Annotated in this window: 18 protein-coding genes and 1 pseudogene; 12 read left to right on the top strand and 7 right to left on the bottom strand. The window is 38.8% G+C overall.

The genetic code is table 11. The features are described 5' to 3' along the window. The 3 genes and pseudogenes from GQR56_RS21595 to GQR56_RS19430 form a co-directional block, all read left to right on the top strand. Positions 1-124 (top strand): annotated as a pseudogene (locus tag GQR56_RS21595) (ISAs1 family transposase); the annotation flags it as partial. A gap of 146 nt (positions 125-270) precedes the next feature. Further along, positions 271-1,200, top strand: coding sequence for a peptidoglycan-binding domain-containing protein (locus GQR56_RS19435; protein WP_166114602.1), 930 nt, complete (start codon positions 271-273; stop codon positions 1,198-1,200). A 26-nt stretch (positions 1,201-1,226) separates the two neighbouring features. Further along, on the top strand, positions 1,227-1,775 hold the full coding sequence (locus GQR56_RS19430) for a hypothetical protein (RefSeq protein WP_166114599.1): 549 nt from the start codon (positions 1,227-1,229) through the stop codon (positions 1,773-1,775). Positions 1,776-1,897: 122 nt separating this feature from the next. Here GQR56_RS19430 and GQR56_RS19425 read toward each other — a convergent pair whose 3' ends face one another. Continuing rightward, positions 1,898-2,452 (bottom strand): hypothetical protein, encoded by a 555-nt coding sequence (locus tag GQR56_RS19425; RefSeq protein WP_166114596.1) that lies wholly within the window; start codon positions 2,450-2,452, stop codon positions 1,898-1,900. Positions 2,453-3,034: 582 nt separating this feature from the next. On the opposite strand from GQR56_RS19425, the gene GQR56_RS19420 reads away from it, so the two are divergent. Next, positions 3,035-3,520, top strand: a complete 486-nt coding sequence (locus GQR56_RS19420; protein WP_166114593.1) for a hypothetical protein — start codon at positions 3,035-3,037, stop codon at positions 3,518-3,520. Between the two features lie 30 nt (positions 3,521-3,550). Here the strand turns inward: GQR56_RS19420 and GQR56_RS19415 are convergent, their stop codons facing one another. Next, a complete protein-coding gene (locus tag GQR56_RS19415) occupies positions 3,551-4,756 on the bottom strand; it encodes an anhydro-N-acetylmuramic acid kinase (RefSeq protein ID WP_166114605.1) in 1,206 nt (401 codons plus the stop codon). A 207-nt stretch (positions 4,757-4,963) separates the two neighbouring features. Between GQR56_RS19415 and GQR56_RS19410 the strand changes: the two genes are divergently transcribed. From GQR56_RS19410 to GQR56_RS19395, 4 genes are all read left to right on the top strand, one after another. Next, on the top strand, positions 4,964-5,452 hold the full coding sequence (locus GQR56_RS19410) for a GNAT family protein (RefSeq protein WP_166114590.1): 489 nt from the start codon (positions 4,964-4,966) through the stop codon (positions 5,450-5,452). Positions 5,453-5,636: 184 nt separating this feature from the next. Next, complete coding sequence (locus GQR56_RS19405) at positions 5,637-6,665, top strand: NADP-dependent oxidoreductase (protein WP_166114587.1); 1,029 nt, start codon at positions 5,637-5,639, stop codon at positions 6,663-6,665. A 50-nt stretch (positions 6,666-6,715) separates the two neighbouring features. Continuing rightward, positions 6,716-7,333 carry a glutathione S-transferase gene (locus tag GQR56_RS19400; RefSeq protein WP_024610052.1) on the top strand — a complete coding sequence of 206 codons (618 nt, stop codon included), beginning with the start codon at positions 6,716-6,718 and terminating at the stop codon, positions 7,331-7,333. A 218-nt stretch (positions 7,334-7,551) separates the two neighbouring features. Further along, on the top strand, positions 7,552-9,171 hold the full coding sequence (locus tag GQR56_RS19395; RefSeq protein ID WP_024610053.1) for a methyl-accepting chemotaxis protein: 1,620 nt from the start codon (positions 7,552-7,554) through the stop codon (positions 9,169-9,171). Between the two features lie 104 nt (positions 9,172-9,275). On the opposite strand, the gene GQR56_RS19390 is transcribed toward GQR56_RS19395, so the two are convergent. Continuing rightward, positions 9,276-9,584 carry a YkgJ family cysteine cluster protein gene (locus GQR56_RS19390; protein ID WP_033024250.1) on the bottom strand — a complete coding sequence of 103 codons (309 nt, stop codon included), beginning with the start codon at positions 9,582-9,584 and terminating at the stop codon, positions 9,276-9,278. Positions 9,585-9,629: 45 nt separating this feature from the next. Next, on the bottom strand, positions 9,630-11,558 hold the full coding sequence (locus GQR56_RS19385) for a RecQ family ATP-dependent DNA helicase (protein ID WP_166114584.1): 1,929 nt from the start codon (positions 11,556-11,558) through the stop codon (positions 9,630-9,632). Between the two features lie 250 nt (positions 11,559-11,808). Here GQR56_RS19385 and GQR56_RS19380 point away from each other — a divergent pair, with 250 nt between their 5' ends. Continuing rightward, entirely contained in the window at positions 11,809-13,113 is a 1,305-nt protein-coding gene (locus tag GQR56_RS19380; RefSeq protein ID WP_076924960.1) for an NAD(P)/FAD-dependent oxidoreductase, read from the top strand. A gap of 100 nt (positions 13,114-13,213) precedes the next feature. Then, positions 13,214-14,713, top strand: a complete 1,500-nt coding sequence (locus tag GQR56_RS19375) for a DUF2235 domain-containing protein (RefSeq protein ID WP_166114581.1) — start codon at positions 13,214-13,216, stop codon at positions 14,711-14,713. 408 nt (positions 14,714-15,121) lie between these two features. On the opposite strand, the gene GQR56_RS19370 is transcribed toward GQR56_RS19375, so the two are convergent. The 3 genes from GQR56_RS19370 to GQR56_RS19360 all read right to left on the bottom strand — a co-directional run bounded on the left by GQR56_RS19370 (position 15,122) and on the right by GQR56_RS19360 (position 19,260). Beyond that, on the bottom strand, positions 15,122-15,322 hold the full coding sequence (locus GQR56_RS19370; RefSeq protein WP_024591136.1) for a ribosome alternative rescue factor ArfA: 201 nt from the start codon (positions 15,320-15,322) through the stop codon (positions 15,122-15,124). 196 nt (positions 15,323-15,518) lie between these two features. Then, positions 15,519-18,059, bottom strand: coding sequence for a TonB-dependent receptor (locus tag GQR56_RS19365; RefSeq protein WP_166114578.1), 2,541 nt, complete (start codon positions 18,057-18,059; stop codon positions 15,519-15,521). 238 nt (positions 18,060-18,297) lie between these two features. Further along, on the bottom strand, positions 18,298-19,260 hold the full coding sequence (locus GQR56_RS19360; protein ID WP_166114575.1) for an ATP-binding protein: 963 nt from the start codon (positions 19,258-19,260) through the stop codon (positions 18,298-18,300). Positions 19,261-19,497: 237 nt separating this feature from the next. On the opposite strand from GQR56_RS19360, the gene GQR56_RS19355 reads away from it, so the two are divergent. Continuing rightward, a complete protein-coding gene (locus GQR56_RS19355) occupies positions 19,498-20,826 on the top strand; it encodes an HD domain-containing phosphohydrolase (protein WP_166114572.1) in 1,329 nt (442 codons plus the stop codon). A 126-nt stretch (positions 20,827-20,952) separates the two neighbouring features. Continuing rightward, positions 20,953-21,972, top strand: coding sequence for a ferrochelatase (gene hemH / locus GQR56_RS19350; RefSeq protein WP_166114569.1), 1,020 nt, complete (start codon positions 20,953-20,955; stop codon positions 21,970-21,972). The last annotated feature ends 297 nt before the right edge of the window (positions 21,973-22,269 follow it).

The following is a 22,269-nucleotide window of genomic DNA, read 5'->3' as shown; positions in this document are numbered from 1 at the left end:
AGGGCTGAGGCATATCGCATTTAATCAATTAAAGGCTGAAACCAGTTTTAGTAAAGGTATGCCAGCAAAGCAGAAGAAAGCGATGCGCAGTACAGATTATCTTGAAAAGGTATTGAATTTATAGTGTTTTTTCATACTCTTGCCCTGTATTACGTACCACCTTTTACAAAATCAGCCATAAATTGGATACAAATAAATCACTTGGTTTGTTGATATTATCTATTACAATCATTATATAAATCATCAAAAGAATAAATAAGGATATAAACTGTGCATCTTTCAATAGCTCGCTCTGTTGGTAATAAAGGATTAAATCAAAAGACTGATGTAGAACTGATTCAAATATTATTGAACTGTTACTACTCAAAGATTTTACCTATGATCCCTTTAAAACCAGATGGCAAATGCGGAAGAATAACAATAAATGCAATTCGAAGTTTTCAACGTGATGTAATCAAACTTACTAACATAGATGGTCGCGTTGATCCTAATGGAGCAACATTCCGAGCATTAACAAAAAACTATAAAGTTATTGAACAAGAAAAAATTGCAGCTCATCAAAAAAAACACATAACTTGGGGCAAGCTAATGCAATCAATTATCCCTAAAGTAAGCTCCCCATTAATTTATCGACTCGATAACTCTAGTGACTATAAGGTTACATATAAATCAGATATTAAAGAATCTGCAAAAATTGTATCTGAGTACGCTAAAAAAGTTATCAAAATGGCATTAAAGGATGCAGGTATGCCGCATGCAGTAATCACGAGTACACTTCGAACACCACAACAGCAAGCAAATATTATGTATAGGAATGCAAAAATAAATTTGAGTAAGCAGTATAAGCTTTATGGAAGAGAAGGAGACAAAATTTTAAAAGTCTTTGAAGAAAACACTGATTTATCAAAAGAAGCTCTAACTACTTTAATGAAATCAAAAATCACTGAACTATTGCAAGTTGGAAAAAGAGTATCTAAGCATTGTGTGACACCCGAAGTATATAAAACATTAAATATTATTGATATTGGCGTGAACTCCACCCGCTCTGCTTGTGGTAAAGAGTTTAATAAAGAAAAATTCTCTAAGTCACTTCAGTATTTAGTTAAAACAGGTTATATAAATCACTATATTGATGAAACAAATAAATCAAATAACTGTTGGCATATTGAAATAGCCCCTAATAAAAAAGCGATTGAATAGAAACTCAAATATAAGGCTGATTAATTATGTTCAAAAAAATAATTTGTAGTTTAAGTGTTGTATTATTTTGTATTTCAGCTCAAGCAAACGAATGCACAATTGATACCGTAGACTTAAGTGAAGCAATTAAACCATTATCTGACGTTGTTAATGTTAATAGCAACAAAGGGAGTGATAGTTATGAGGCTTATTTGAGGCAGGTTGTTACCTATAAGGACAATAGCCTTGCAATAATTGAGCAAAAAAATTGCTTGATTTATAATTTAACCATTACACTTTTATCAACCGAAGGCGCTGAAAATAATAAAATCAGTCGAATAGTCAATCTATTGAAAACAGCCCCATTAATTCAAAAACAGTTTGAAATAAATAAAATAAATAGTGCGCTTATTGAATCAGCTATAAATAAAAACGCAGCTACTTCAAATAAGCCCGTTTATGTTGATTTGGCAAGTAAGGTTTTTGCTAAAAATATTCACTCCGAAGTGGGCTTTGATTACATGGTGCTCGGTGACAATCTTCCATTATATTACGATTCGTTCACCATTTATTTCGCTGCAGGTATGAATGACTAAAGTTTAAATCGCTTTGTACTACAAAGCGATTTTATAACTTAAAAGCATTGCACCAACAATTAGCTTTGAACAATCAAAGGGCTAAATATTGATTTAATACATCACAATAATAACAACCTCTATTAGCTCAAAGCCGAGGAATGGTTGAGTGCTGTGAGCGGGCTTTTAGATTTTATGCTTTTATTAAGCATTGCTGCCTCCAGGTCAGAAATTAAAGCATTTATCCTGTTTTCTAGCTCTTCAGGGGGAAGTTCCTCATGATATTTCTCTAGAAAAACTAACATCGAATCTAGATAGTCAAAGTCCAATACCTTAGCATACTCGACAAACAGGTCATCCCATTCTAGTTCCCAAAATAAAACGAACATATGGGCAACAAAATGTAGATAGCTTGAGTAGGTCTTTTCACCACCCTCGACATAAACCTTTACAATCATTTCACTTTCAGGTGGTCGGCAAAATATCGCATCAAAATTACCATCATCCCATAGAGGTTGATACCCTTCTGGCAATAGGCTTTTTTGTTGCGACTCTGAGCATAAATACAGCTCCTCGGGTATTCCGAATGAAATATCGAAATTCTTTGGTATCTCCTTACCTTCGTACATATTAATGAAAACCAATGGGAAGTGGTTTTTTTTAAGATATTCAAGTGTAGATTTTTTACTATGCTGCATAGGTAATTCTTTGGGTACTTAACGAGGCTGTAGAATAACTCAAACAACCAAATTCAATTAAAAAACGAGCTCCTGCAATTAATTCTAAGCGTTATTAAAGCATTAGGTAATGCATTTGGACCCCATAAAACTGGCTGTTTTTCTTAAAAAAGAGTAATCCTACAGCCACAACGAGAACTAAACTAGACAGCCACTTTAATTGAACAAACAGAACTGTGCTATTAAATTTACTTTTAGGTTAAAAGCTTACCTTTCCTAGTGCGTTACTTTCATTTAACCCATTAAATAAGCCATTAAATTAACCATTATCGCTATTAAACCAAAACTACACGCATGGTAATGACCGTATGATGCGGTTTTAATTTTTTACTGGGTAGTTTAAGTTTTTTGCGAGTAGCTTTTCACATCTCGCTCTCTATTCCAGATGTGTGAGAAACGATTCCCAAATTGAATGAGAAAAAACAACTTTTTGATCAAACCACTCAATAATCATACGCTTTACTGCAATAGTCATAATTCTGTAATCTTGATGGTGGATAATTTCTATCCGATGAGTTAATAAATTCAAGAAGACTAAGCAAAATGACTACACCTTTAGTGCAATTAACATTTGCACTGCAATCATTCGAAGATCCTATGTCTGCGGCGATGAGCCACACCATGGAATATGAAAAGCTATCGCTTCAAGCCGATGCTGCGCACACTATTACATTGCAATGTGTATTACCTGATGCGGCACATGAGGGTGATATAATTTCGCTTAGCGCAACACATCCAAATGCCAGAGGGGCGCAGTATTTTACTGAAGAAGCACTCACTAATGCAGATCTTGAAAGTGGTTTAGTCAACCTAACTTTAAACCACATTACACAAAGCCAGTGTTTTGTAATGCAAATGATGCTGCACGGTAAACATGCGACTTTAAAAAATAGCCTGCAATTTGATATGCACATAAAAGCATTTGAACAAGGTTACTGCGCGCCACATATAAATGTAGAGCGCGCTAAACCACAAGGCGTACGCAAATACTTTGCAAGTATGGGTGCAATGTTTTTATCTTTATTTTAGTGCTGCCTGCACTTAATAACTATTAAATTATTAATCAGCAAAACTTACTTTACCCATAGTAACGCCAGCAATACCTTGTGCTTTATTATTTAAATGAAGTTGCTCTCCTGCTAGGCATTCGTTTGCTAAAATGGCAAAAAGCACGGCTTCTTTTGCATCAGGGTCTACGCCTAGGGCTTGGGTGTTTTTAAATGCTTTTACATCTGGGCATAGTGCTAACAATTGCTCCATTAGTAATGGATTGTGTATTCCGCCGCCACTTGCATATACCACGCAGTTGGGTGCATTTTTAACGCATTCGTTTATTGCTTGGCTAATAACATAGGCAGTAAACACATTGAGCGTTGCAATTACGTCTTCATGCTTTAAATTATGTGTATTTGAACAGGTTTGAGCGGCTTCTAAATACGCTAAATTAAATACCTCAGGACCTGTTGTTTTAGGCATATCGAGTTTAAAAAACTCGTTATTGCATAGCGCTTCTAACAACAATTTATTATACGTTCCCGCTTTTGCGAGGGCTGCATCGCTATCGTAGTGCATACCGCTAAAGTAACGTTGTACGTAAGCATCCATTATCGTATTACCAGGACCAATGTCGGAGCTAAATACAGCGCTCACATCACCACTTTTTGGTAAAAATGTTAAATTGGCTATACCACCCATATTTAGCAAAATACGACTTTCGACCTCGCTCGAAAAATACAAATAATCGCCATACACAGCAAGTGGTGCACCCTCGCCTTCTGCGGCTATGTGCTTTTGCCTAAAATCACCAATGGTAGTAATACCTGTAGTGACCGCTATTTGGTCGCTGTCACCAATTTGTAAGGTACCGTTTCTAAAGTCTTTATGATTATGCTGCGATTGCGGGCAGTGATAAATTGTTTGCCCGTGGCTGGCTATTACATCAATATTCGCTGCGTTTATATTCCATTCAATTAGGCACTGATTGACCAGTGCGCCATGGTACTTACCTACCCACGGGTGTAATAGAGTGACAAGTTCTAAATCGCATTCACGCTTTGCAAAAACTTGTTTTATTTTAGTTTTATAGTCGTCGTTGTATTCAATTGTTTTAAACTTTAATACATCTATTTGTGTATTTAAGCCTGCGCCCGTTACTTTACACAGTGCTACATCGAGCCCGTCTAACGAGGTTCCACTCATTAAACCAATAATTAATCGGCTTGGTTTTTGGGCGCTGTTATAAAGGGCGGCTATGTGTGGGTGCATGATTACTCGCATGATTCGACCTAAAATAGTGCGGCTATCTTAGATGACTTTAAAACAAAGTTATAGCGGTACTATATTTATTTAAGTGCTTAGCCTGAGTACTAAGTTTAAATACTAAGTTTAGATGCTTACATTTGCCTTTTTAATTGTTTAGTAATTAAATGATTGCTAAGTTATTGCTCACATTACAATAATTAACCTAAAAACATGATAGTACTCAGAGAGTTTAAAGCCCAAGACGCACCTTTTATTATTAGCACTTTAAACGATGAACACGTAACTCGTTATTTATCGTCAAAAATTCCGTTTCCGTATACGCAAGCCGATGCAAACTGGTGGATAAACCAAGGCTCAAAAAATGGTTTAGTCAAAGCCATCGAGGTAAACGGGCAGTTTGCTGGGTGTATTGGCGTTACCCCTGGTGAGTTTGAATATAACCGCAGTGCCGAAATTGGTTACTGGCTAAACAAAGCCTATTGGGGGCAAGGTATTATTACTCACGCTATTGACCTTATATGTAACGAAGCATTTATAAACTCTCATTTAAATCGTATTTTTGGTGCGGTATTTTCAGATAATGTTGCTTCAATGAAAGCACTTACTAAAAGTGGCTTTAAGCAAGAGGCGGTGCTTAAGCAAGCTATTTATAAAAATGGTCAGTTTTATTGTAGCCACATTTTTAGCAAGCTAAAATAAAGCGATTAGAATAAATACTCGTTTTAAAGGTTGAATTATCAACCACCCGCCCAAAACTCCTGTATTAAGGTACGCATTGTACATATTCATACTGCTTAGCCGCGCATTATTGTTTAGCTGAACACGATTTTAAAAGCGTAAACATTCGGTAAGTAGTTTATTTATATTAATAGGAGATTTTTTTATGTCTACGACTAGTCGCCAACTTACTCTTGAATCACGCCCTAATGGCGCTCCAACAGATGAAAACTTTAAATTAAAAACAGTAGAGCTTCCTGCATTAAAAGACGATGAAGTTTTACTTCGTACTATTTACCTATCACTAGACCCGTATATGCGTGGTCGTATGAGCGATGCTAAGTCGTACGCTGACCCAGTTAACTTAGGCGATGTAATGGTTGGTGCAACTGTGTGCCAAGTAGAAGAATCTAAAAACGATAAATTTAGCAAAGGCGAATGGGTACTTGCATACACAGGTTGGCAAGACTACGCCGTTAGTAACGGCGAAGGCTTAATGCAATTAGGTAAAGAACCTGCAAACCCTTCGTACGCATTGGGCATTATGGGTATGCCTGGCTTTACTGCTTACATGGGTTTACTTGATATTGGCCAGCCAAAAAAAGATGAAACCGTAGTTGTTGCAGCAGCAACAGGTCCAGTGGGCGCAACGGTTGGTCAAATAGCTAAAATTAAAGGCTGTAAAGTAGTGGGTGTTGCTGGTGGCAGTGAAAAATGTGCACACGCAGTTGAAAAACTAGGGTTTGATGCCTGTATTGATCACCGAGCTGATGACTTTGCAGAGCAATTAGAAAAAGCCTGCGACAAAGGCATTGATGTTTATTATGAAAATGTGGGCGGTAAAGTATTTGACGCCGTACTACCACTACTAAATACCGCAGCGCGCGTACCACTGTGTGGTTTAGTATCGCAATATAACGCAACTAGCTTACCAGAAGGTCCTGACCGTTTAGGAATGCTAATGGGTCAGTTGCTTACTAAGCGTATTAAAATGCAAGGCTTTATTATTTTTGATGACTACGGCGACCGTTACGACGAGTTTGCACAAGACATGCAAAAATGGCTACAAGATGGAAAAATTCAATACCGTGAACACATGGTAGAAGGCATTGAAAATACAGTAGGCGCGTTCAACGATATGATCTGCGGTAAAAACTTTGGTAAAACTGTGGTTAAAATTAATAACCCACTTTAATTTTAAACAGCTTATAAGGGCTTAGCCCTTATAAGTTAACTAGGACTGACATGATCAAACTACACCATTTAAATAAATCCCGTTCTAAACGTATAATTTGGCTTTTAGAAGAGCTAAATGTTGATTACGAAATTATTGCTTATCAGCGTAATAAAGATACATTTTTAGCCCCTGACGAACTAAAGCATATTCATCAACTTGGTAAGTCGCCAGTAATTGAAGACGGCGGTTTAATTATTGCTGAATCTGGCGCCATTACCGACTACCTTATTACTAAATATGGTAACGGTAAGTTTGCTCCAAAAGTAAATACAGCTGAATACGTTGATTACCAGCAATGGCTACACTTTGCAGAAAGCTCAGCAATTTTGCCGCTTTTACTTAAAATGTTTGTACTAAAAGACGGCGCTAAAACACAGTTTTTAGAAGGTTACGCAGACGCTGAAACAGCTAAAGTAATTAGTTACTTTAACGACCGCCTTGAAGGTAAGCGTTATTTAGTGGGCGATACCCTAACGGGTGCTGATTTTATGATGTCGTTTATTGTTGAAGTTGTTAAAAACTCAGGTCAATTAGCACACTTTAAAAACCTGGTTAAATACGATGAGCAACTACAAAGCCACGAAAAATTTCATACAGCTAATGAGTTAGAAGCTAAATACGACTAACCATTTGAAGTAAAATAACATAAATAAACTTAAGAGGCCTTTGGCCTCTTTTTTTGTTTTTATAACTTCCTCATAAATTTATATACATATATTTGACAAAAAAACTTATTGTTGTGCTAAAACTAGTAGTCATGATGCATAATGTATTAATTATTATAAATTTTTTAATTGTACTGGTAGAGCTTAAAAGCTAGTACTTCCTACATTTGGAACAAACCATGACAATAAATATGCGCTTAGCTACTGGTTTTGGTGTGATCTTATCGATGATGCTTATTTTAACCATTATCGGAGTTTCACGCGTTAGCCTTATTAACGCTAATATTACATATATGACCGACGTTAATTCAGTAAAGCAGCGTTATGCTATTAACTTTAGAGGTAGCGTACACGACAGAGCAATTGCAGTTCGCGATGTTGTACTAATGACAGAGCAAAGTGACTTAAACCAGGTTTACAATAATATAAAAGAGCTCGACGCTTTTTATCAAACATCGAGTCGCTCTATGGTCGAGTTAACCACCGACATGTCGAGCGAAGAGCGTTCTCTTATTAATAAAATAAATCAAATAGAGCAACGTACTCAACCTTTAATACAAAACGTAATAAATGCAAAAAAAGCGGGGAATTTAAATCAAGCCACCAATATTTTATTAACCGAAGCTCGTCCTGCATTTACACAATGGCTTAATACGATAAACCTCTTTATAAACTTACAAGAACAAGCTAATCAAACAACAACACAAGAAACACGCGATATAGCCAGCCCATTTAAAGTTTGGATGATCTCGTTAACGGCGCTCGCCATCTTAATAGGCGCAAGCGTTGCTTATGTTATAAGCCAATTAATTAGAAACTCTGTAGGCGGAGAACCACAAGAAGCAGCTAAAGCAATTGCGTTTATTGCACAGGGTGATTTAAGAGGCGAGGTTCACTCGTGTTGCCCTAACAGCATGATGGCGTCGGTAGAAGTAATGCAAACTAAGCTAAAAGACATTGTAAACAGTATTATTGATTCGTCTGATAAGCTATCAACATCTTCTGCAAGTGTTGCCTCGGGCTCTCAACAAGCACTTGCTGCAGCAGATACACAAGTGACTTATACAAACGCTGCGGTAAGTAGCCTAGAAGAAATGAGTCGTAGTATTCACTCGGTAGCAGATGGTGTAAGGCAAACAGAAGATAACTCAAAAGTAACCGCGCAGTTATCTCAGCAAGGCAGCGAAGCTGTTCAAAAGGTGGCAGCCGAAATTGAACAGATTTCAATGGCTGTAAAAGCAACGGTTTCTCAAGTAAATGTATTGCAAGAACATGTCACAAAAATTGGCGATATTTTAGGTGTGATCCGCAGTATTTCAGATCAAACAAACTTGCTTGCACTAAATGCTGCAATAGAAGCGGCAAGAGCAGGCGAAACAGGTCGAGGTTTTGCAGTAGTTGCTGACGAGGTAAGGCAACTAGCCCAGCGTACGGGTGATGCAACAGGCGATATTGAAAAGATGATTTTGCAAGTACAAGAAAACACCCAAGCGTCGGTTACAGCAATGGAAACCACAGTACCGCAGGTAGAAAACGGTCTAACGCTAACCAATGAAGCCAATCAGCTACTAAATCAAATACAGCAACAAGCAAACGACTCATTAAGTAATGTGCTTGAAATTGTTGAGGCAACATCAAACCAAGTAGCAACAGTGTCGCAAATTAGCAGTGGCGTTGAAGAAATAGCCAGTATGTCGAAAGAAACCAGCTTGTCGTTAAATAGTAACGCGCAAGAAGCCGTTGCATTAGCAGAGCTATCAAGTACGCTTAAAAAGTATATTAGTTACTTTAAAGTGTAACTGTTTAGCGTTTTACAGTAATTAACAAAGGGGCTTTAAGCCCCTTTTTTGTAGGTATAAGTTGTATGTAAGTATAATTTAGTTAACTAACCTAAATGGTATAACTATATACCCGCTAAATCACGCTCGGTAATACACTCACCCGACGCCATTTCAAACTCGCGACATACTAATGGACGGTTTTCGTAAATAGAGCACATAAGCGTGTTGCGATCGAGTGCTTGACACCAACCGTCGTCAGCGCGTTTCATTACTTCGCTGCCCCATTTATCGTATTCAATATAATGAAATGGCACGCCAGTATCGGTCACTATACGTACTTCTAATTGGCAGCAACAAGCTTGGCAGTTAGCACACGTAACAGGCTCTGGGGTGGTAGAAATATTTTCAACGGGAATAACAATATGAGGCATAGTGACTTACTTTATTGAATAAGCCACTAGGATACAGTAACTAGTTTAACGCGCTAGTAGTTTTGCTTTAATATCGCTGTAACGCATCTGCTCGCACAGTGCAAAGCCACTCAGCTGGCGCACTTTATTACGCGCAAATAATGGCACACTCATCCCCGCTAAAAAGCGGCATTGGGTTTCAATACCCACATTATGATTACCCTTGCCTGCCATATGCGCTAAAAACTCATCGACCTTTTGATAAATAAGTTGCTCGTCAACATATGCAGGCTCTATAGAGTATTCAAGCTTAACGGCATGACCTCTACATACACTACAATGCCCACATTGCTCAGGTGCATTTTGATCATCAAAATAGCGCGCTAAGTTATAGCTCAAACAACTTTTTAGCTCAAAAAATCGTATTAATGCAGCAATACGCTTAATTTCGGCTTGTTCTTTATCGGTAAAGTAATCATGAAGTTGCTGGGCAAGTTCAGGGTTATTTATAACCTCTCCATGCACTTTGTATACTTGGGTAATACGTTTGGTTTCAAGCGTTATTAAGTTTTTTTCGGCTAGGTAATCAAGGGCTGCCACTACGCGTTTTCGATCAACCTGCGCTGCTTGCGTAAGGGAGTCAAAATTTAGCGTGCCCCATATTTTTTTAAAATCGGTGTGGCTAAATATTTGTGTTAAAAACGCTTGGCGTTGCTCATCAAAATGACCAAGTAGCTCGTTTTTATCAACCAAAAATTTATATTTAAAATCGGCGTAGTAAGCATATTGCGGCGTTATTGCGCCTTGTATTTCTAGTTGTACTAGTAAGGTTTTAAGTGCTAGTTGCCTAATATTACTTTCGCTTGAAAGGCTGTATTCTTGCATTTCCCATTGCTGGTGGCTTTGGCGAATATCGTTAATTACATATTCAATACCGCTAAGCTCAGGGGTGTCGCCATATACAAAGTTTTCGACCGTGTTTAGGCCATCTAGGTTAGCAAGTGTGTAACAGTTTGATGAATTGCCATCGCGCCCTGCACGGCCAATTTCTTGGCTGTAGTTTTCTATCGATTTAGGTAAGTCGTAATGTATAACAAAGCGAATATCCGATTTATCAACGCCCATCCCAAAGGCAATGGTTGCCACCACTACATTAATTTTACCGCCCATAAAGTCATCTTGAATTTGCCAGCGTAGCGTATCTTCAAGCCCTGCATGATAAGCAACTGCATGCAAACCTTGCGCACTTAGTACGTTAGCTACTTGCTCGGCGCTTTGCTGTAGGGTTACATACACAATACCTGGCCCGTTTTGCGCGCGTACAATGTTGGCAAGCTCGGTGTTTTTATCGGCGGTTTTAACGCTCAGCACGCTTAAATCTAAATTAGCGCGGTAAAAGCCCGTTTGCACAATGCACTCAGGCGCAATAGCAAAGCGCTCTGCCATATCGCGTTTTACTTTTTTAGTCGCCGTTGCAGTAAGTAACAACACTAAAGGAATATTAAGCTCTTCGCGGTAACGCGGCAGTTTAAGGTAGTCGGGTCTAAAGTTATGACCCCATTCTGATATACAGTGCGCTTCGTCTACCACTAACATCGAAAGCGTCACTTGGCTTATAAACTCTCTAAAACGCTCGTTTTTAAAGCGCTCAACCGACACCATTAATACTTTAATTTTACCGTTTCGCACATCATTCATTACAGTGCTGCTTTGCATTTGATCTTGGCTCGAATCAAGGCTAGCTGCATAAATACCTTTGCTATTTAAAAAGCTAATTTGATCTTTCATCAACGCAAGTAAAGGCGAAACCACTAACGTTAAATTTGGTAAATGCAACGCAGTTAATTGATAGCACAACGATTTACCCGAGCCGGTCGGAAATATCGCAAGCGACGATTGACCATTTAAAAGCTGCTCTATGGTTTGTTGTTGCCCTGTTCTAAATTGGCTAAAACCAAAGTGCTGCTCAAGTGATTGAATTAGTGGCGCGGTCATAAATGTCCTTTAGGTGGCTAAACAATAGTCATGCTTATAAAAATGCGGTGCAGATGAAATATTTGCAACTCAGTATACAACAAATAACATTATTTATTGCTGACATCGGTTTTTTTTAGGCGCAAACTAGGCACCCATAAAATGAGTAGTAACTACTTGTTGCCAAAATAATTTATTGATACCCAAGTCACCTTAAAAAACTAATAAAAAATACAGATCACTTGGGTATATTATTTTTAAGGGCAACGTTATGAGTATTACAATACCTAAAATCGTCGTTATTGGCGGTGGTGCTGGCGGATTAGAACTTGCAACCCAACTGGGGCATAAGCTAGGGAAAAAAAAACAAGCAGATATACTGTTAATAGACAAAAACCGTACCCACATATGGAAGCCGTTACTGCACGAAGTAGCGACAGGCTCTATTGACCCTGATTTAGATGGCGTTGTGTATTCAGCACATGCCGCAAAGCATCATTATCGTTTTCAACTTGGTACTTTTTGCAATATAGACCAAAGCAATAAAACAATTACTCTCTCCCCACTTAACGATGAGTTAGGTCACACTATTTTACCTGGTCGTACAGTACGTTACGATCACCTTGTTATTGCCATTGGCAGCGTAAGTAACGACTTTAATACCCCTGGTATAAAAGAGCACTGCTACTTTTTAGATTCAAGCCAACAAGCAGAACGCTTTCAGCATTCATTACTAGATAGCTTTACGCGCCTTCATCAAGACGACAACCAACAGCAATCACTTAATATTGCCATTGTAGGCGGCGGTGCTACAGGTGTTGAACTCTCAGCTGAGCTTTACCATGTATCTGAGCTATTAAAGCTTTATGGTTTAACAAATATGTCGTCTAAGCGTTTGCATATTCATTTAATAGAAGCCGGCCCGCGTATTTTACCTGCATTACCAGAGCGTATTGCTGTTAGCGCCAAACGCGAGCTATTAAAGCTTGGCGTGAACGTGCGTGAGCAAACTCAGGTAAAAGAAGGCACCGCACAAGGCTTTATCACCAAAGATGAAGAACACATTGATGCTGACATTATGGTGTGGGCAGCAGGCGTAAAAGCACCTGACTTTATTAAAGACTTAGGTATTTTTGAGCTTACTCGCAGCAACCAAATTCAAGTAAATGAGTTTTTACAAAGCACCGTTGACGAAAGCATTTTTGTATTAGGCGATTGCTGCGCATTTACCCAAGCCGATGGTAAGCAAGTACCGCCACGTGCACAATCGGCGCATCAAATGGCGCAGTGCGTCGAAAAAAACCTCATAGCAACGTTAAAGCAACAGCCACTACGTGGCTTTAAATACAGCGACCATGGCTCGTTAGTTAACTTATCAAGCTACAGCACAGTGGGTAACTTAATGGGTAATCTAACCAGCAATACCTTTTTTATTGAAGGTAAAATTGCCCGCTTTATGTATATATCGCTTTATCGCATGCACCAGCGTGCTATACACGGCAGCGCAAAAACCTTTGCATTATGGATAAGTGAAAAAGTGCTGCGTGTAGTGCGTCCAAAAATGAAATTACACTAACTAATATTAAAGGCAGTAATGCAGCTTTAGCGGTATTGCTGTCTTTAATTTTTAACATTGACTGTATAAAGTATTTAAAACAACTAAGGGAATTTGGGTTATGACGGGTAAAACGCTAATTTTTAACTTTGACGGCACAGGAAACGAGCCCCGTGACGCAGAGCAATTTAGCTCAGAACACTTTAAAGAAGACGCCAGTATTTCTAACATTCTAAAATTGCACTTACTACTTGGCGGCAAATTAGAAGGCTCCCCTGTTACTCCATTTCCAAACCAACTCTGTTTTTATTATCAAGGTATTGGCACTAAAGGTAGCCGTTTAAAGCGTGTATTAAACCAAACACTTGCGCCACGTGGTGACGACGTGGCAAGTATTTTAAATCAAGCGTTAAACGACTTTAAAGCTCACTATCAACTAGGCGATACCTTACTTTTAACTGGTTTTAGCCGAGGCGCGGCACTTGCTAGGCGCTTTGCAAAATGCTTAGAGCTATTAATAAGCGAGCGTGTATACCTTTGTGTATTTGATACCGTTGCGTCTATTGGGTTTTCAAAAATAAGTAAAGCCGCTATTGGCGCAGAACATGTTATTTTTGAAAACCACACTATAGCCACAAATATTACTCAAGCTTTGCACTGTGTAGCCGTTGATGAAAAACGCCGCGCGTTTGAACCCACATTAATGAACACTCAAAGCAACATTACCGAGCTGTGGTTTGCTGGCGCGCACTCTGACATTGGTGGCGGCTATTACCGCGATGGGCTAGCTGATATTTGCTTGCGCTTTGCATTAGAGTGGTTAATAGAACAGCCTCTTAATATATCCTTGTTAACCAGTCACGATATAGATTACGAAGCATTGCTGCCTAATAGCAACTTAATAGCGCAAGATGATGTAACCGTTATTCCTGATCCACTCGCGTTGAGCCATCAACAAAACTACTTTTGGTTTAATCCGCTATTTAAGCTAATTGATAGAGACTGCCATGTACTCGTTGATAACGAAGCCAGCAAGCTTGAGCCCTTAGTACATCACAGCGTAGCTGAGCGAATAAACAAACTAACCAGTTACCGACCTGAATCGCTTAAAAAACTACATTATAAAATTAGCTATAGCGATAGTAGTACATTGCGCTTTACCGGTCTTAGCGCACATATAATGCTCGCAAATCAAAACATGAGTGTATTGGCAGCAAACCAAAGCCAAGATGTTATGGCATTTGCCTCTGAGCTTTATAACTGCACAGGGCTAATGCTAGAGCAAGGCGCGACTTATCGCTTTACACCTTATCCTGATCAGTATTGGTTTGATGATGGTATAAAATGCCCACCTTCGGGCTGGCATCGCGATAACGTACAACTTGGCGTAAAAGAAATCCCTATTGCTTTGCTAGAACCCTTTAGACGACTTGCAAGCGCACAGTGGTTTTCATTGGTTGGTGCTATTAATAAAAACGACGATCACTTATTTGAAATAGCTGACGGCGCAGATATTAAAATAGAAAAATCTGGTGAGTTTTGCCCGTTTGCAAACGACTTAAACCGCTTTTATGGGGCTAATGCAGGTAAGATTAAAATAAAAGTAACACGTTTGAGTTAACTAACTTAATTTGCAATATTTGTGTAAACGAACACTTTTGGCGCTTAAAAAGCGCTTTGCAGAAGTATTTGAACTACACGAATATTAAACCCAATATGCCAAATTACTAGAAGCTGCGCTTCTAACGTGAGCAAGCTCTACGTCTACAACACAGCGTTTCACGTCAAATTCGATGTAATCAAAACACCTGTAGACGCGCAGCTTGCTGGCGTTTAAAAGCAACGCTTTTACTTTAATTGTAGTGGTTAAATAATAAAAAATAATGAGAAGCTGCGCTTCTAACGTGAGCAAGCTCTACGTCTACAACACAGCGTTTCACGTCAAATTCGATGTGATAAATGATAGATAAAAGACGCGCAGCTTGCTGGCGTGAGTAATTCGACAAAAGCCCTATTTGATCGGTGCTATTTAAGCCGCGATTAAATAGGACTCTTGTCCTGAATGTTTGTTGCTACGCTTAAACGAGCCTTTACCTTTTTTAGCTTTAACAACTTGTGGTTTAAATAATTTAGAGGTTACCAACGCCGCTAGTGCATTGTGGTTTATAACGCCTCGCCCTGTGTCTACCGCGCTGTTGCTTGCGGTTTTTGCTTTAGATTTTTTAGTCATACATTTCCTATAAACTAATTGGTTATTTTAAGTTAAATAATAAAAAGGCTTTTATATTAGCCTAATTAAGAGATGGCGATTGTAGGCTTAATTTTCAACCGCGCAAGTGTTTTTAGTAGCCTTTTTGTGCTTTTTTAATAATAAAAAAAGCGCAGTTAATAACTGCGCTTAATGTTGTTTTAATTTGCTTTATAAATTAAAAACTAAAGCTTACTTTTGCGTAATACGTTCTGCCATCAAAGCCGTAAGGCAATGCACGTACAGGGTATTTAAACGCGCCATTAGTGATAAAGTTAAGTACTTCGTCGTCACCTAATTCGTCTGGCGTTTCGTCAAATACGTTATCGGCACCCACCGAAAGCGCAAACATATCGTTAATTTGGTAACTAACATTTAAATCAACTAACACAGCCGACTCAACCGTGCTTGTTGGTTTAAACGACCCCGTTGGAGAAAGCTCACCAGGTAGTGAAATATGGTCGTTACCAAAGTATTTTACGTCTGTTTCGCCAAAGTAGTTAAAGCGAAGTGTTGATGTGTACGCATCGCGCTCATAGTCAAAAGTAAGCGTTGCACGTTCGCTTGGTTGTCCGTCTGTAAAAAAGCTACGTTGTAGGTCATCAAAAGCAACTTCTTCAGGTATACCGTCTTCTGCGTTTACGCTATCAATTTTAGTATCGTTTAAGTTACCCGCAAAGGTTACTCCAAAATTACCGCCCTCAACATCAGTACGGTACGATGCAATAATATCAACACCTTGCGTAGTCGAATTAACTGAGTTTGAAAAGTAGTTAGCTTGTACTGCACCAGTGGCTTGTAGGGCAGCGACTGCCTCACTGCTGAACGATACATCGTCAGCGCTTAGTAAGCTGCCAAGAGTAATGCGGTCTTCAATTTCTACGCGGTAAAAATCAACCGTTAACGAAAGCTCACTCGTTACATCGTAAACAAAGCCAGCGCTGTAGTTAGTTGATGTTTCAAGCTTTAAGCTATCAACGCCTAACGCACTTGGGAATTCGCTTCCAGTGTTTGCAGTGAATGACTGCGTTAATGTACCGTCTGATCCTAGATTAGTTGTAAATGCTGTATAACCACTTTGCTGAAGCGATGGCGCCCTAAAGCCAGTAGACACTGCACCACGTACTGCAAAGTCATCAGAGAACTCATAACGTGTTGCTAATTTACCAATTAAATCATCTCCAGCGTCTGAAAAGTCTTCATAGCGCAGTGCACCACTTACGTTCCATGCATCGGTGATCATCGTTTCTACATCTACATAAAATGCATAGCTGTTACGATCGCTGTCGTTTGTTGCCTCAGGGCGCAAGCCGTTATAAGCCTGAAAACCACACTCAGCAAATTGATCCGGATCGTTTACTGAAGGGTAAGAGGTATCTGTATTTGCAAAACCACATGCGTATGATGCTTCATCGCCTGCAACTATTTCGTAGTTTTCTTTACGGTACTCTGCGCCTACTGTTACATAAAGAGGCTCGCTGCGACCAATATCTACAACACCGTTTACATCAAGATTAACGGTTGTTTGATCAAATCTAAAACCACCTGAGTAACCGCCCGTAGGACCTGCATTAGCTGCAATATCGGCATCGCTCGCACTTGGGTTGTTAAATAAGTACTCAGCCGCGTAAGAGGCGTTTAATGTATTGCGCGATGTAAAATCGTATTGGTTTTCGCCATACACTGCCGATACATCGTAATTCCAATCTGTGTTTATATCGCCTTTAAAACCAAGCGCTAATGAAATGTCTTGTGCTTCGTTGTATATGCGCGGTAAAAAGCCATCACTGTATACTTGTGTTACATTTTTAGAGGCTTCGTTAAAGTTACGGTAAAAACCATTACCCAATGCCGTACGTTCAGAGTAGCCACCAAATGAGTAAAGCTCACCGCCACCCATTGGTAAGGCCATGTTATAAAATAACGAAGTAAACTCACTTTCTGAATTACCTTGGCTCCAGCGTACATCCTCACTAAGCGTACCTGGCTCAACATTAAGCGAGCCACCTGTATCGCGCTCGGCGCGGTTAGTGCCATCGGCATCTCGATATTCAAGCGATAAATTGATAAAGCCGCCTTCGTTACCTAAATCAAAACCACGGTTTAAACCGGCTGAAATAGTATCGCCGTCACCTTCGCTTGTGCCGCCATACTGCACAAAGCCAGTAGTTATTCCTGTTGAGTTATTAAGTGATAAGTTAATAACGCCCGCAATAGCGTCAGAACCATATTGCGCCGCTGCACCATCGCGTAATACTTCAACGCCTTTAAGTGCAGTTAACGGAATAGCATTCATGTCTGTACCTGCAGCACCTGCGCCTACTGTACCGTTAAGACCAAAAATTGACTGATTATGACGACGCTTACCATTTACTAATACAAGCGTTTGATCTGGTTGTAAGCCACGAAGGGTTGCGGGTCTAAATAAATCAGAACCATCAGAAACCTGAGTACGTGAAAAGTTAAATGAAGGCGCTGTAGCTTGTAAGCTTTGCCCAAGCTCAGTAAAGCCACCTTTAGTTAGATCATCCGCATCAATTAAATCAATAGGAGAAGAAGACTCTGTAGAGGTACGGTTAGATACACGCGATCCTAATACAGAAATTTGCTCAATATTTTTCGCTGCTTGAACTGGTGCTTCTTCTGCGTTAACAATGCTTGGTGCGCTAAACGCGAAAGCAACTCCAACAGCAATTGTGTTTAAACGGTATGTTGGCATAGTGACGACCCTGTTTTGTGTTCTTATAATATGTGTGCAGTTATGGTATTCATAACCTGTTGCAAACATCCTAGCAACATATGCAAACAAAAAGAAATGAAAAAAACTAAATTTTTGGTCTAAGTATGCAAATAAATTTCAAGATAAGAATAAATCACATTAAATAGATTAAAATACACACAACTAAAGCATAAAACATCAAAAAACCGAAAGATTGCAGTTTGTTTACATTATTGTTTTATGAGTTATTCATTACTTTTAGGGGTAACAGGCAACGAATAGTCGTACCGATGTCTATTGTGCTATTAACTTCTATTTTTCCGTGGTGATCGCGTACCATAGCGTACACAAGTGTCATACCCATTCCAGTTCCTTCTCCAATATCCTTTGTTGTATAAAATGGATCAAATATGTGCGCTTGAACTTCTTCGCTCATACCGCAGCCGTTATCTTTTACTTCAATACATATGTGTTCTGTTACTTCAAAAACATTAACTTCAAGAATACTGCCTTTGGTTGTATTGAACTCGCATGCTTGACGCGCATTCATTAATAAGTTTATAAAAATTTGATTAATAGACGACAAATTACAGAATATCTCGGGCACCAGATCAAAATGCGTTTTAACTTCACATAATTTAAGTTGGTTACTCAATAACTTTAATGCGTTATTTGCGGCTTCAATTACATCAATATATTGTTTATCTTGATTTGCGGTTGAATGAGTAAAGTTTAATAAATTATGAACTATGTGTTTAATGCGCCTTAAGCCTTCTAAACTATCGTTTATTTGTGCTAAAAACTCGCTACCAATCCACGAAAAATGTTGTTGTTTATTTAAAAGAGCTAATTCACTTTTATAACACGTCTCGGGAATGTCGTTATTTAGGTATTGATCGTTAAGCTTTAGCATTGCAAATAAGGTAGGTGCTACATGTTGAAGGCTTTCAATATTACTCATGGCATAAGCAAGGGGGTTATTTATTTCGTGTGCAACACCTGCACACAGCGTGCCCAAGGTTGCCATTTTTTCTGTTTGAATAAACATTTTTTGTTGATGTTCTAAATCAGCTACTTTTTTTTGTAGCTCATTGTTAATGGCAACTAAAACGCAGCTTTTATCTTTCAGTAGCTGCTCGGCAGTTAATCGTTGTTTTTTTTCTTCTAAAAAAGCGTGCTCAAAATTATTTGATCCATTCATAGCTTGTATCCTTATAGCTTTAGTAACTAACGTTTAGTCGCCCGAGCACAATAATGCAACTCTAATAGTTTTTTAAGCTACGCTTAATTAAGGAAAAAGCATTTTCAGAGCTAAGTTTATCTTAACTAATTTATTCAATCGAAATGCAAAATTGGTAATCATCGTTGCAGTTATCAACAAGCGTTAATAAGAGCTTTGAAAATTTACCCTCTACATTAGTCAAATAAAGGTGAACCAATGATAAACACAATACCAGGCGCACCAATAAATCGTATTGATGTATTGTGCGTTGATGATGACGAAATAGTATTGCGCTCTTTAACACGGTTACTTAAAACGAATGGGTTAACAAACATAGTTTGCGACAATCCTGAGAGTGCTTTAAAGCTTTTTAAAAACCATGAGTTTGGTTTAATTATTAGTGATATGCGTATGCCAAAAATGAATGGCGCGCAATTTTTAGAAAAAGCACGGGCGTTAGCACCCGATACACAGCGTATTTTATTAACAGGCTATGCAGATATAGAAACCACACTTGCAGCAGTGAACCAAGGGCAAATTAATGGTTATATTCAAAAGCCATGGCAAAATGATTTACTACTGCGCAGTATTAATAACAGCCTCGAAAAGTTCGAACTAAAAAAGCAAAACCAACTATTAGAAGCCCAAGTTAAAACACAAAACCAAGAGCTGCTTGAACTAAATAACACGTTAGAGCAACGGGTAGAAAAGCGCACTAAACAAATCAAGCAAGTTTTAAAAAAACTAGAAGATGCAAACGAGCGAGAAAAACACGAACATAAATCAACTGTGGAGTTACTGTATAACTTTGTTAATGCAAATCCGCACCTCGATGGTAATAAAGCACAGAACATTGCAAATACCTGCACCCAAATAGCGCTTTATTTAAACTTATCGCAAAAAAGTATCGATCTTGCGCCTATGGCAGGTTATTTAGCGCAAATAGGTTTACTTGCTATGGATCCCGAGCTTTACAAAAAACCGGTTAATAAATTAAGCGAATTACAACGTAAAACGTTTTATACCCACCCTAGTACGGCGCAACTAATGCTAATGCCCGCAATGCACTTACACGACTTGTCAGACGCGATTTATTATCAATTTGAGCGCTACAATGGTAATGGTATACCTAAAGGGCTTGCCGGAAATGATATTCCTATTGGTGCTATGGTATTAGGACTAGCGCGCGACTACTGGGATGCCTTTGAGCAAAGCATTGCTAAAAATGAAAAAGAGAGGCATGAACAGGCTCTCGAAAACGTAAAGCTTTATAGCGGCACTTTTTATCATCCAAAAATTGTGCGCGCCTTGGAGGTAAGCCAAGTAAAAATGCAGGAGCAAAAAAGTACATCAGGTTCTGTGCTTATTTGTTCAGCGCAAGACCTTAAAGAAAACATGGTACTTGGGCATGCATTACATAACCACACTGGTATTATGCTACTACCTAAAGGTCATGTGTTTATTCGCAAATCAATCGAAAAACTTCAACAGCTCGAAGCCAAAAAACCAACGCCGTTTAGAATAATGGTTAAAACTTCTAAATGATTGATCTAAAGCGGGCTTTTATTCGTTACAATGTGCTTCAATAGTTTGAACTAAATTGAAATAATTTTATTTTAAGTTTAGGTTTATACCAACTACATCATTAATTTTTGCTTGAAGGAGCATAACGTGTCGCGATTTTCTGCCGTTACCGACAATCCCCACGACGGGCGTTTTAACCAAAAAACGGGAATATTACTTACTAACCTAGGTAGCCCTGACGCGCCAACTGCTGCTGCTTTACGTACTTACTTACGTGAGTTTTTATCAGATCCCCGCATTGTAGAAATACCACGCTTAGTATGGATGATCATACTCCACGGAATTATTTTACGTGTTCGCCCAAAACGCTCGGCAAAATTATACGAAAGCATATGGACCAAAGATGGCTCGCCACTTACCCATATTACTCGCCAACAAAGTATTAAGTTAAATGCCCTGTTAAAAGAGCAAGGTTACACAAATACCGAAGTTGTTATGGCAATGCGTTATGGCAATCCATCAATTGAGGCAGGTCTGGAAGAGCTAAGAGATAAAGGCTTAACACGTATTATAATAATGCCAATGTATCCGCAATACTCTAGCCCAACTACCGGCTCTACTTTCGATGCGGTATCAAACGTGTTGCGAAAGTGGCGTTGGGTACCAGAACTACATTTTATAAATGGATATCATAAAAACACCAGTTACATTGAATCTTTAGCTAACAGTATTAGTGAAGATTTAGAAGCGAATGGTATGCCGCAAAAAATAGTTTTTTCGTATCACGGTATGCCTAAACTGTTTTTAGAACGAGGCGATCCGTACCACTGTTTATGCCTGCAAACTACGCGCTTAGTGGTCGAAAAACTTGGTCTAGATAAAGAAAAAGTAATAAGCACGTTTCAAAGCCGTTTTGGTAAAGCTGAGTGGTTAAAACCTTACACAGATGCAACTCTTGAAAGCCTCCCTGATGAGGGTATAAAAGACGTAGCAATAATAAGCCCAGCTTTTAGCGCCGACTGCCTAGAAACACTTGAAGAGTTAGAGCACGAAAACCGAGAAATTTTTGAAGAAGCTGGTGGCGAAAAATACCGTTACATAGCGGCATTAAATAATAGAGATGACCACATTAAAGCTATATTTGATGTAATAAAACCAATGCTATAAAGCTTTAATAAAAAACAGTAAACTTTAAGCGGTGTTAATTTTAACATCGCTTTTTGTTTTTTTATACAGCCAAAAACAATTTAAAAGCGAGGTATAAAACCTCACCTACAACTACACATACACATACACCCGCAGAAAACACCGACCCCGTAGGTGCGATTTTACATCGCGCTCATGTAACGTGGCTTTAATTCTTTAAAAATGAAAGCGAGGTATAAAACCTCACATACAACCACACAAACACCGGCAGAAAACACAGGCCCCGTAGGTGCGATTTTACATCGCGCTTATGTAACA

Origin of the sequence: Pseudoalteromonas sp. Z9A5, assembly GCF_011378875.1 — a bacterium.
Classification (GTDB): Bacteria; Pseudomonadota; Gammaproteobacteria; order Enterobacterales; family Alteromonadaceae; genus Pseudoalteromonas.
This window is presented reverse-complemented; position numbering and strand designations above follow the sequence as displayed.

Coding starts and splice junctions, on each gene's coding strand:
- GQR56_RS19430 (WP_166114599.1), top strand. CDS start 1,227: ATGTTCAAAAAAATAATTTGTAGTTTAAGTGTTGTATTATTTTGTATT.
- GQR56_RS19425 (WP_166114596.1), bottom strand. CDS start 2,452: ATGCAGCATAGTAAAAAATCTACACTTGAATATCTTAAAAAAAACCAC.
- GQR56_RS19420 (WP_166114593.1), top strand. CDS start 3,035: ATGACTACACCTTTAGTGCAATTAACATTTGCACTGCAATCATTCGAA.
- GQR56_RS19415 (WP_166114605.1), bottom strand. CDS start 4,756: ATGCACCCACACATAGCCGCCCTTTATAACAGCGCCCAAAAACCAAGC.
- GQR56_RS19410 (WP_166114590.1), top strand. CDS start 4,964: ATGATAGTACTCAGAGAGTTTAAAGCCCAAGACGCACCTTTTATTATT.
- GQR56_RS19405 (WP_166114587.1), top strand. CDS start 5,637: ATGTCTACGACTAGTCGCCAACTTACTCTTGAATCACGCCCTAATGGC.
- GQR56_RS19400 (WP_024610052.1), top strand. CDS start 6,716: ATGATCAAACTACACCATTTAAATAAATCCCGTTCTAAACGTATAATT.
- GQR56_RS19395 (WP_024610053.1), top strand. CDS start 7,552: ATGACAATAAATATGCGCTTAGCTACTGGTTTTGGTGTGATCTTATCG.
- GQR56_RS19390 (WP_033024250.1), bottom strand. CDS start 9,584: ATGCCTCATATTGTTATTCCCGTTGAAAATATTTCTACCACCCCAGAG.
- GQR56_RS19385 (WP_166114584.1), bottom strand. CDS start 11,558: ATGACCGCGCCACTAATTCAATCACTTGAGCAGCACTTTGGTTTTAGC.
- GQR56_RS19380 (WP_076924960.1), top strand. CDS start 11,809: ATGAGTATTACAATACCTAAAATCGTCGTTATTGGCGGTGGTGCTGGC.
- GQR56_RS19375 (WP_166114581.1), top strand. CDS start 13,214: ATGACGGGTAAAACGCTAATTTTTAACTTTGACGGCACAGGAAACGAG.
- GQR56_RS19370 (WP_024591136.1), bottom strand. CDS start 15,322: ATGACTAAAAAATCTAAAGCAAAAACCGCAAGCAACAGCGCGGTAGAC.
- GQR56_RS19365 (WP_166114578.1), bottom strand. CDS start 18,059: ATGCCAACATACCGTTTAAACACAATTGCTGTTGGAGTTGCTTTCGCG.
- GQR56_RS19360 (WP_166114575.1), bottom strand. CDS start 19,260: ATGAATGGATCAAATAATTTTGAGCACGCTTTTTTAGAAGAAAAAAAA.
- GQR56_RS19355 (WP_166114572.1), top strand. CDS start 19,498: ATGATAAACACAATACCAGGCGCACCAATAAATCGTATTGATGTATTG.